A 9,304-nucleotide genomic window follows, 5' to 3' on the forward strand; every position below is an offset into this window, starting at 1 on the left:
ACCCCGATCTCATCGCCATCTGATCATGCTCTCCTTCATCGCTCAGCGTGTCCTCAAGGGCGTGATCGTCCTGCTTGCGATCGTCGTGCTCAATTTCTTCCTGATTCGCCTCGCGCCCGGCGACCCCGCGGTCGTGATGGCCGGCGAGGCCGGGGCCAGTGACCAGGTCTTCGTCAAGCAGCTCAGGGAAAAGTTCGGCCTCGACAAGCCGCTGCCTGAGCAGCTGTTCCTCTACGTCAAGGGCGTGGTCAGCCTTGACCTCGGCTTCTCCTTCCGCCAGCAGGCGCCGGTCGTAAAGCTGATCGGCGAGCGGCTGCCGGCGACGCTGTTGCTGACGCTGACCGCGTTCGCGATCTCGCTGACGCTCGGCATCCTGTTCGGCACCTTCGCCGCGCGCTTTGCCGGAACTTTCCTCGACACCGCCATCACCGTGTTCGCCCTGATCTTCTACGCCATGCCGATCTTCTGGGTGGCGCTGATGGGCATCCTCCTGTTTTCGGTCACCATGGATTGGCTGCCGAGCTTCGGTTACGAGACGGTCGGCGCCAACCTCACCGGTATTGCCCACGCGGTCGACGTCGCAAAGCATCTGATCATGCCGGCGATGACGCTCGGCCTGTTCTTCATGGCGACCTACACGCGCATGACGCGCGCCTCGATGCTGGAAGTGAAACGCCTCGACTTCGTCAAGACGGCGCGCGCCAAGGGCCTCTCGGATGCCGTGATCCAGCGCCGCCACGTGCTGCGCAATGCGCTGCTTCCCGTCGTGACGCTGGCCGGCGTGCATTCCGGCACGCTGATCGGCGGGGCCGTCATCACCGAGACCGTGTTCGCCTGGCCCGGCATCGGCCGGCTGATGTACGACGCCCTGCTCCAGCGCGACTACAATCTGCTGCTCGGCGTGTTCGTGATCTGCTCCGCAATGGTCCTGATCTTCAACCTCATCACCGACCTGGTCTATCGACTGGTCGATCCGCGCATCGAATTCGCCTCATGAGACAGTTCTGGAAATCGATGCTCAGGAGCCCGAGCGGCGTCATCGGGCTCATCATCCTCCTGCTTGCGGTCGCCGTCGCGGTGTTCGGACCGATGCTGTTTCCGAATTCGCCCTGGCGCATGGTGCAGCGGCCGTTCCTGCCGCCGTTCACGCTCGGGACCGTGCCGCTCGGCACCGACGCGCTCGGCCGCGACGTGTTCGCCGGCATGATCTTCGGCGCCCGCGTCTCACTGCTGGTCGGCCTCGTCTCGACGCTGGTCGCGCTGCTGGTCGGCATTCCCATCGGCGCGATGGCCGGCTATTTCGGCGGCAAGGTCGACGACGCCTTGATGCGCTTCACCGAGTTCTTCCAGACCATTCCGAGCTTCGCGCTCGCGATCGTGCTGGTCGCGATCCTGCAACCCTCGATCTATTCGATCGTCGCCTCGATCGCCATCGTGAGCTGGCCACCGGTGGCCCGCCTCGTTCGGGGCGAGGTGCTGTCGCTGCGCACGCGCGAATATGTCCAGGCCGCAGTCGTCACCGGCCAAAGCAATAGCTGGATCATCCTGCGCGAGATCCTTCCCAACGCGCTGTCGCCGGTGATCGTGCTGGCCTCGCTGATGGTGGCGACCGCGATCCTGCTGGAATCCTCGCTGTCCTTCCTCGGCCTCGGCGATCCCAATCTGATCTCCTGGGGCTACATGGTCGGCGCCGGCCGCACCGTGATCCGGCAGGCCTGGTGGATCACGGTGTTTCCCGGCGTCGCCATCCTGATCTCGGTGCTCGGCCTCAACCTGATCGGCGAAGGCCTCAACGATGCGCTCAATCCGCGCCTGTCGCGGGAGGGCCGCTGACGATGACCGCACCGCCCGCCGTCTCCATCAAGAATCTGCGGATCGCGTTGCCCAAGGGCGCCGAGCGTCCCTTTGCGGTGGACGGCGTCTCGCTCGACCTGCATCCCGGCAAGATCGTCTGCGTTGTCGGCGAGTCCGGCTCCGGCAAGTCGATGTGCGCGCATGCGCTGATGGGCCTGCTGCCCGATACGGTCTCGGTCACATCGGGTGAGATCGAGTTCGAAGGAAGCGACCTGCTCAAGCTCGATGACGACGGCTGGCGCGATCTGCGCGGTCGCCGCCTGGCAATGATCTTCCAGGAGCCGATGACCGCGCTCAATCCGTTGATGCGCATCGGCGACCAGATGGCTGAGATGTTCGAGGCGCACGGGCTGCTGACGCCGAAGGAGCGGCGCGCCAAGGCGCTGTCGCTGGCACGCGAAGTCGGCCTGCCCGACCCCGAGCGCATCGTGCGCGCCTATCCGCACCAACTCTCCGGCGGCCAGCGCCAGCGCGCCATGATCGCGATGGCACTGGCGCTCGAGCCCGCCGTGCTGGTCGCGGACGAGCCGACCACCGCGCTCGACGTCACCACGCAGGCGCAGATCCTGAAGCTGATCCGCAATCTCCAGCGCAGCCGCAACATGGCGGTGATGTTCATCACCCACGATTTCGGCGTGGTCGCCGACATCGCCGACCAGGTCGTGGTGCTCCGCCACGGCAAGGTGGTCGAGGAAGGGCCGGCGGCGACCGTGTTCAACGCACCCCAGCACGACTACACCAAAGCGCTGCTGGCCGCCGTGCCGTCGATCGATCCGCCGGCACGCGCGCCGCTGGACGATCAGGCCCGGGCGGTCGAGGTGATCGGGCTGGACAAGACCTATGTGACCTCGGGCGGCTGGTTTCGCCAGGACCGCCGCGTCGATGCCGCGCGCGCGGTCAATTTCAACATCCTCACGGGCGAGACGCTCGGCCTGGTCGGCGAATCCGGCTCCGGCAAGTCGTCGGTGGCGCGCCTCGTCATGCGGCTGATCGAAGCCGACCGCGGCACGGTGCGGATCGGCGAAACCGATCTCACGTCTCTGTCGGGCAAGGCGCTGCGCGCCGAGCGTCATCGCATCCAGATGATCTTCCAGGATCCGTTCGCCTCGCTCAATCCGCGCCGCAAGGTCGGCCACATCATCGCCGACGGCCCGATCGCGGCCGGCGTCGATCCGAAGGTCGCATTCGACCGTGCCCGCGATCTGCTCAAGATGGTCGGCCTCGATGCCGGCGCGCTCGACCGCTATCCGCATGAATTTTCCGGCGGTCAGCGCCAGCGCATCGGCATTGCCCGCGCACTCGCGCTCGAGCCGGAGATCATCGTCGCCGACGAGGCCGTCTCCGCGCTCGACGTTTCGGTGCAGGCGCAGGTGTTGAAACTGCTCGAAGACCTCAAGGCGCGTCTCGGCCTGTCGATGCTGTTCATCACCCATGATCTGCGCGTCGCGGCCCAGATCTGCGACCGCATCGCGGTGATGCAGCGCGGCGTCATCGTCGAGCTGAAGCCGACTGCACAGCTCTTCGCAGCGCCCGAACATGCCTATACGCGCGAACTGCTCGCGGCGGTGCCGGGACGCCAGGAGCGCGCGCTGGCCGACTGAAGGCCGAGCGGCCGGATCTTACTTGGCGGGAGGATTGGTGTTTTGCCAGGTCGGGACCGAGTTGGTCACGCCGACCGAGGGCCGGTTGTAACTCCCCACCGACGGTGCCGTCGCCGTCCCGACGGTCTGCCCAGACGAGCCGTAAGGCGCGCCCTGCGTGGACGGCACTCCCGGACTTCCGGTCGTGCTGTTCTGTGCGCCCGAGGTTTGCGCACCGGCGGCGAATGGCGATGCCACGGCGCCGGCCGCGGCGAGGATAGCAAGGAAGCGCTTCGTTCTGGTCATGTTTGGTCCTCTCGGATGCGGTGCAATCTTTCGTCCGACAACGCCTCGCGAACGAAAATGTGCCGAGGCTGCCAGGAAGTTGATATCGGATGCCGCCTCTATCGCGTGGTGTTGCTCCACGTCGGAACGGAGTTGGTCACGCCCACCGAGGGCCAATTGTACGATCCGATCGACGGGGCCGTGACCGTGCCGACCGTCTGCCCGGAGGAGCCGTAAGACGTCCTCGGCTGCGCGGCCGGCGCGCCCGGCGCGCCCGCACCGCTATAGGTCGTCCCCACCATGCCAGTGCTGGATTGCCGGCTCGACCGAACCTTTTTTGCCTCAGCGGCGAATGGTGAGGCGAGCAGTCCCGTCGTGATCAGCACGGAAATGGCGGGTCTCATGGTTTTCATGGCTGATACCTTCGCCGTTGCGCGCCCCCCGGGTTGGCAAGTGTTCGTGCATCGGAATATTTCCATGGGTTCTCCCTTCATAACTCCGTGTGCGGACGAAGTTGCCGGAGCGCGGCAGCTTTACACCGCCTTCGGATGGACCCGAATCAGCGCTAGTGCATTGCGTAGAGTGACTTCCCTGGAAGCAAGCATGACCGGCCCCGAACTGAAGCAGCTCCGCGCCGACCTGTCCGATGCCCTCGAACGGACGCTCTCGGCGGCCGACATGGCAAAGCTCTGCGGATTGCCGGAGAAAGGCGGCGCCGACACCATCCGGCGCTGGGAGGTGAGCGGCCCGACGCCCGAAGCGACCAAGCTCCTGCGCGTGCTCGCGATGGCGAGCGAGCGCTATCCTATCCTGGAGAAGTTCGACATCTTCGATCGCCATGACGTCCGCGAGGAAGACCGGCCGGCGAAGCGCGCAGCATTCCGCGCGCAGATGCGCGATGAGGCGCGTCGGCGTCTCGGTTAACAAAACGCGCGCGGAGATTACCTGGACGCTCCGAAGTTAAGCCTTCCTTCACCACTTCTTAAGCCGCGATTAAGCACGAAAACCGATTGCCGCCCAATAAGTTGGCTTGGCTGTCGTTGTGCCACGCATGTGACAGCATTTTCGTCAAAAGCGAGCTATCTGCAAAACCAACGCGGCGTGCAAAGCGCGCCGACCGGGGACATCGAGTGCTGGAGTTCAAGACGATGAAGAAGATCCTGTTTGCGACCGTGGCGCTGCTCGCGGTGGGCGCGGCTGCGCCGGCCATCGGCGCCGATCTCGGCAACCGCAACTATTACAAGACGCCGGCGCCGGCCTACGCCGCGCCGATCTACAATTGGACCGGCTTCTATGTCGGCGGCCATGTCGGCGGCGCGTTCTCCAGCGACAACAATTTCAACGGCCTCTCCACCGGCAACAACGGCAACGGCCGCTTCCTCGGCGGCTTGCAGGTCGGCGGGGACTGGCAATTCCACCCGAACTTCGTGGTCGGCGGCGAGGGCCAGTATTCCTGGCTCTCCGGCAGCGTCGGCGCCGTATTCCCGGGCGGCATCGCCTACACCAACGACCAGCGCGGCCTCGGCTCGATCACCGGCCGCGTCGGCTACACCTGGGGTCCCGGCCTCGTCTATGTGAAGGGCGGCTACGCCTATTCGGACAACAACGAGAAGGTGACCGTCGGCGGCGTGCCGACCGCCTTCGTCATCACGGGCGATCACCGCAACGGCTACACCGTCGGCGCCGGCCTCGAATACATGTTCGCCCCGAACTGGTCGGCCAAGGCCGAGTACCAGTATTACAATTTCGGCGACGCGAGCTTCACCGCCGGTCCGCTCGCCGGCACGGGCGCCTTCACCACCGACGACCATACCTTCAAGGCCGGCGTCAACTACCGCTTCAACTGGGCGAGCCCGGCCATGGCGCGCTACTGATCGGTTACCAGGATCTTATCAGGATGAAGGGCCGGCCTCGTTGCCGGCCCTTTTCTTTTCGCTCTGCGGAACAAGAACAACCGATTGGGCTCATTGCGATTCCTTAACCGGTGCTGCCGATACTACAGCCACAAATAGAAGAACATTGGGGGAATTTTCGATGCCGATCCGTCTGGGCCCTGGCCGTCTGCTTGGCCATTTCCGTCCTCGTTTCAGAATGCCGAAATGGGGCGTGCGCGGAAGCCTGTTCGCGGCCTTTGCGGTGATCGCGGGGATGGGCCTCGTGATCGCGGCCGGCGCCGGCCTGGCGCTGCAGAACCTCGGCGGACGCATCACCGAGCTGAGCGGGCGGGACATTCCGCGTCTTGCCGCCAGCCTGCAACTGTCGGCGCTGAGCGCCAGCCTTGCGGCCCAGGGGCCTGCCCTGCTGGCGGCGCAAAGCGAGGAAGCCCTCAGCGAGCGCACCAAGAAGCTCAGGGAATTGCAGGAGCAGACGCAGCAGAAGCTCAACGAGATCATCGAGCACGGCGGCGACAAGAGCGTCGTCACCGGCCTCAGCGACACCATGAAGAGCATCAACGAGGCGGCGCAGAGCCTGGCGAAAGCCGCCCGCGAGCGGCTCGATATCGCGGCCCTCCACGACAAGCAATATGACGCCCTTCGCAGCGCGCAGGGCGCGTTCGTCGGCGCCGCAAGCCCGGCGATGCTGGAGGCGCAGACCCGCGTCAACGCCGTCCTCGGCTCGGCCGACCTGTCCGCTGCGGATGCAACCGAGGCTGCGCAGACCGTCGGCCAACTCGGCAACGTCGTCGCCAGCGGCAATCTCGCCGCCGCCAACATGAGCGCGGCGCTGTCGGCGAACACGAGCGACAAGCTCGACGACATCCAGAAGGAATTCAAGACGGCTCAGGGCCGCCTGCGCTCCAACCTCGATCTGCTGCCGGACAACCAGGGCAACAAGATGCTGCGCGAGACGGCGGAAAAGCTGCTTGCGCTCGGCACCGGCAAGACCGGCGTGTTCAATCTGCGCGAGAAGGAGCTCGACTCCATCGACTACGGCCAGACCATCCTGGACGAGACCCGCAAGCTCAATGTCGGCCTCGGCATCAGCGTGCAGCAGCTGGTCGACGGCGTGCAGAAGGAAACCAACACCTCGACCTCCCAGGCACGGCAGGAGATCTCGCTCGCGACGTCGGTCATGCTGGCGATGGGCGCGTTGATGCTGGTCGGCTCGGCGCTGTTCGTCTGGCTCTATGTCGGCCGCAACATCCTGCGCCGGATCGGCGCCTTGCATCAGTCGATGCAGCTGCTCGCGAACGGCGATCTCGAAACCGAGATCTACCGCTCGAAGAACCACAACGACGAAATCTCGGTGATGGCGAACACGCTGCAGGTGTTCCGGGAAAGCATGATCGAGACCCGTGCGCTGACGAACGAGCAGGACAAGGACCGCATCGCCAAGGCTGAGCGCGCCGCGCGCATGGAAGCGAAGATCGCCGAGTTCGAGAACACAGTGCGCTCCGCGCTCGACAATCTCTCGCAATCGGCCAATTCGATGCAATCGACCGCGCAGAGCATGTCGAATACCGCCGACCAGTCCAACGCGCTGGTGAACGCGGTCGCCTCCGCCGCGGAGGAGACCTCGGTCAACGTGCAGACCGTGTCCGCCGGCACCGAGCAGCTGTCCTCCTCGATCCAGGAGATCAGCCGCCAGGTCGTGACCTCCGCCGAGATCGCCAAGAAGGCCGTCGACGAAGCAGGCGCGACCGACGCCACCGTGCAGAGCCTCGCCGACAGCGCGAGCCGCATCAGCGTCGTCGTCGACCTGATCCAGACCATCGCCTCGCAGACCAATCTGCTCGCGCTCAACGCCACTATCGAGGCCGCGCGCGCGGGCGAGGCCGGCCGCGGCTTCGCGGTGGTCGCCTCCGAGGTGAAGAGCCTCGCAAGCCAGACTGCCAAGGCGACCGACGAGATCCGCACCCAGATCGCCAGCATGCAGTCCGTCACGACCTCTGCGGTCGGCGCCATCCAGGGCATCGGCCGGATCATCGGCGAGATCAACGACGTCACCACGACGATCGCAGCCGCCGTCGAGGAGCAGGGCGCCGCCACGCGGGAAATCGCCCGCAACATCCAGCATGCCGCCGGCGGCACCAGCGAAGTCTCCAGCAACATCGTCGGCGTCTCCACCGCCTCCGCCGAAGCGGGCACGGCGGCCGGCGAAGTGCTGAGCGCCTCGGACGCGCTCCGGCGCGAGGCCGACATGCTGCGCGGGGAAATCGACGCGTTCCTCAACGACATGCGGGCGGCGTGATCGTCATTCCGGGGCGCCTCGAAGAGGCGAACCCGGAATCTTGCACATCAACTTCTGGATTCCGGGTTCGCGCTCACGCGCGCCCCGGAATGACTGCGCTTTTTGCGGGGCTTCGACCGGCGCGCGGAAAAACGCGGCCCGGTATGACCGCCATGCGGTCCGGGCCTCGCATCCTTTTTCGGCTGGCGCCCCGCGCTCGGCGGGTTTAAGCCGATAACATGAACGCGAAAAACGACACCGCCCCCTCCTCGGCTGAGGCCTTGCGCTATCCCTGGGAGCAGCATCCCGGCCCCGACCAGGTGGTCGAGGTTCGGCCCGGCATATTGTGGGCGCGGCTGAAGCTGCCGTTCCGCCTCAACCACGTGAACATCTACCTGCTGGCCGACGGCGACGGCTATGCCATGATCGATGCCGGCTTCGGCAACGAGGAGACGATCGAGGCCTGGACCAAGCTGTTCGACGGGCCGCTGAAGGGCATCAACATCACGCGCCTGATCGTCACCCACTCCCACCCCGACCATGTCGGGCTTGCCGGCTGGGTGGTCGAGCGGTTCGACTGCCCGCTGGTGATGTCGCAGGTCGAATATCTGCAATCGGTCTACCACCAGAACCGCGGCACCGACGAGCGGCGCGAGGCGCAGCGGCTGTTCTTCCGGCGCCATGGCATGGACGAGTCGCTCACCGAAAAGCTGCTCGGCCGCGGCCAGGACTATCTGAAGCGCGTCTCGGTGCTGCCGCCGTCCTACCGCCGCATCTCGCATGGCGAGGACGTCGTGATCGGCACGCGGCGCTTCAAGGTGATCACCGGCGGCGGCCACGCGCTCGACCAGGTGATGCTGTATTGCGCCGACGACAAGCTGTTCCTCTCCGCCGACCAGGTGCTGAGCAAGATCTCGCCGAATGTCAGCGTCTGGGCGGTCGAGCCCGACCAGAACTCGCTCGGCGAATATCTGGCCTCGCTCGCCAGCCTCACCACGACGCTTCCCTATGACGTCCTGGTGCTGCCCGGCCACGGCGTCCCGTTTTATGGACTGAAGACCCGCATCAAGCAGCTCGCCGACCACCACGAGGAGCGCTGCCGGCTGATCGCGGAAGCCTGCCGCGAGGTGCCGCAAACCTCGCGCGCGCTGGTGCCCGTCGTCTTCAACAAGCACGTGCTCGACGAGCACCAGATGGGCTTTGCCGCCGGCGAGCTTGTCGCCCACGTCAACTACATGATCGTCGAGGGCCGGCTGACGGCGGAGACCAAGGACGGCGTGTTGCAGTTCCGGACGACGTGAGCCACGCCGTCATGGCCGGGCTTGTCCCGGCCATCCACGGTCTCTCACAAGTTCGTGGATGCCCGGGACAAGCCCGGGCATGACGAGTTTGTGGCAACACATCACTTCATATTC

General features: G+C 65.7%; 9 protein-coding genes. 7 read left to right on the top strand and 2 right to left on the bottom strand.

What is annotated here, in order from left to right; genetic code table 11:
* The first annotated feature begins 25 nt into the window (after positions 1-25).
* Genes JHD07_RS23820 through JHD07_RS23830 form a run of 3 tightly spaced genes read left to right on the top strand, consistent with a single transcriptional unit; the run spans position 26 to position 3,455 of the window.
* Positions 26-997, top strand: a complete 972-nt coding sequence (locus JHD07_RS23820) for an ABC transporter permease (protein WP_291626512.1) — start codon at positions 26-28, stop codon at positions 995-997.
* Positions 994-1,833, top strand: coding sequence for an ABC transporter permease (locus JHD07_RS23825; RefSeq protein ID WP_291626497.1), 840 nt, complete (start codon positions 994-996; stop codon positions 1,831-1,833). The genes JHD07_RS23820 and JHD07_RS23825 overlap by 4 nt, the downstream gene beginning before the upstream one ends.
* Positions 1,834-1,835: 2 nt before the next feature.
* Positions 1,836-3,455 (top strand): ABC transporter ATP-binding protein, encoded by a 1,620-nt coding sequence (locus JHD07_RS23830; RefSeq protein WP_291626500.1) that lies wholly within the window; start codon positions 1,836-1,838, stop codon positions 3,453-3,455.
* A gap of 18 nt (positions 3,456-3,473) precedes the next feature.
* Here JHD07_RS23830 and JHD07_RS23835 read toward each other — a convergent pair whose 3' ends face one another.
* Entirely contained in the window at positions 3,474-3,740 is a 267-nt protein-coding gene (locus JHD07_RS23835) for a hypothetical protein (protein ID WP_291626502.1), read from the bottom strand.
* A gap of 98 nt (positions 3,741-3,838) precedes the next feature.
* The gene (locus tag JHD07_RS23840) at positions 3,839-4,132 is read right to left on the bottom strand and encodes a hypothetical protein (protein WP_291626504.1); all 294 of its coding nucleotides are present in this window, start codon (positions 4,130-4,132) and stop codon (positions 3,839-3,841) included.
* A gap of 190 nt (positions 4,133-4,322) precedes the next feature.
* Between JHD07_RS23840 and JHD07_RS23845 the strand changes: the two genes are divergently transcribed.
* The 4 genes from JHD07_RS23845 (at position 4,323) to JHD07_RS23860 (ending at position 9,190) form a co-directional block, all read left to right on the top strand.
* Entirely contained in the window at positions 4,323-4,643 is a 321-nt protein-coding gene (locus JHD07_RS23845; RefSeq protein WP_291626506.1) for a hypothetical protein, read from the top strand.
* A gap of 224 nt (positions 4,644-4,867) precedes the next feature.
* On the top strand, positions 4,868-5,593 hold the full coding sequence (locus JHD07_RS23850; RefSeq protein WP_291626514.1) for an outer membrane beta-barrel protein: 726 nt from the start codon (positions 4,868-4,870) through the stop codon (positions 5,591-5,593).
* 160 nt (positions 5,594-5,753) lie between these two features.
* Complete coding sequence (locus JHD07_RS23855; protein ID WP_291626508.1) at positions 5,754-7,910, top strand: methyl-accepting chemotaxis protein; 2,157 nt, start codon at positions 5,754-5,756, stop codon at positions 7,908-7,910.
* A gap of 218 nt (positions 7,911-8,128) precedes the next feature.
* The gene (locus JHD07_RS23860; protein ID WP_291626510.1) at positions 8,129-9,190 is read left to right on the top strand and encodes an MBL fold metallo-hydrolase; all 1,062 of its coding nucleotides are present in this window, start codon (positions 8,129-8,131) and stop codon (positions 9,188-9,190) included.
* Positions 9,191-9,304 lie beyond the last annotated feature (114 nt).

Origin of the sequence: Bradyrhizobium sp., from assembly GCF_016462955.1 — a bacterium.
Taxonomy (GTDB): domain Bacteria; phylum Pseudomonadota; class Alphaproteobacteria; order Rhizobiales; family Xanthobacteraceae; genus Bradyrhizobium.

Bases quoted from the DNA above. Each gene is read 5' to 3' on its own strand.
- JHD07_RS23820 (WP_291626512.1), top strand. From the start codon at position 26: ATGCTCTCCTTCATCGCTCAGCGTGTCCTCAAGGGCGTGATCGTCCTG.
- JHD07_RS23825 (WP_291626497.1), top strand. From the start codon at position 994: ATGAGACAGTTCTGGAAATCGATGCTCAGGAGCCCGAGCGGCGTCATC.
- JHD07_RS23830 (WP_291626500.1), top strand. From the start codon at position 1,836: ATGACCGCACCGCCCGCCGTCTCCATCAAGAATCTGCGGATCGCGTTG.
- JHD07_RS23835 (WP_291626502.1), bottom strand. From the start codon at position 3,740: ATGACCAGAACGAAGCGCTTCCTTGCTATCCTCGCCGCGGCCGGCGCC.
- JHD07_RS23840 (WP_291626504.1), bottom strand. From the start codon at position 4,132: ATGAAAACCATGAGACCCGCCATTTCCGTGCTGATCACGACGGGACTG.
- JHD07_RS23845 (WP_291626506.1), top strand. From the start codon at position 4,323: ATGACCGGCCCCGAACTGAAGCAGCTCCGCGCCGACCTGTCCGATGCC.
- JHD07_RS23850 (WP_291626514.1), top strand. From the start codon at position 4,868: ATGAAGAAGATCCTGTTTGCGACCGTGGCGCTGCTCGCGGTGGGCGCG.
- JHD07_RS23855 (WP_291626508.1), top strand. From the start codon at position 5,754: ATGCCGATCCGTCTGGGCCCTGGCCGTCTGCTTGGCCATTTCCGTCCT.
- JHD07_RS23860 (WP_291626510.1), top strand. From the start codon at position 8,129: ATGAACGCGAAAAACGACACCGCCCCCTCCTCGGCTGAGGCCTTGCGC.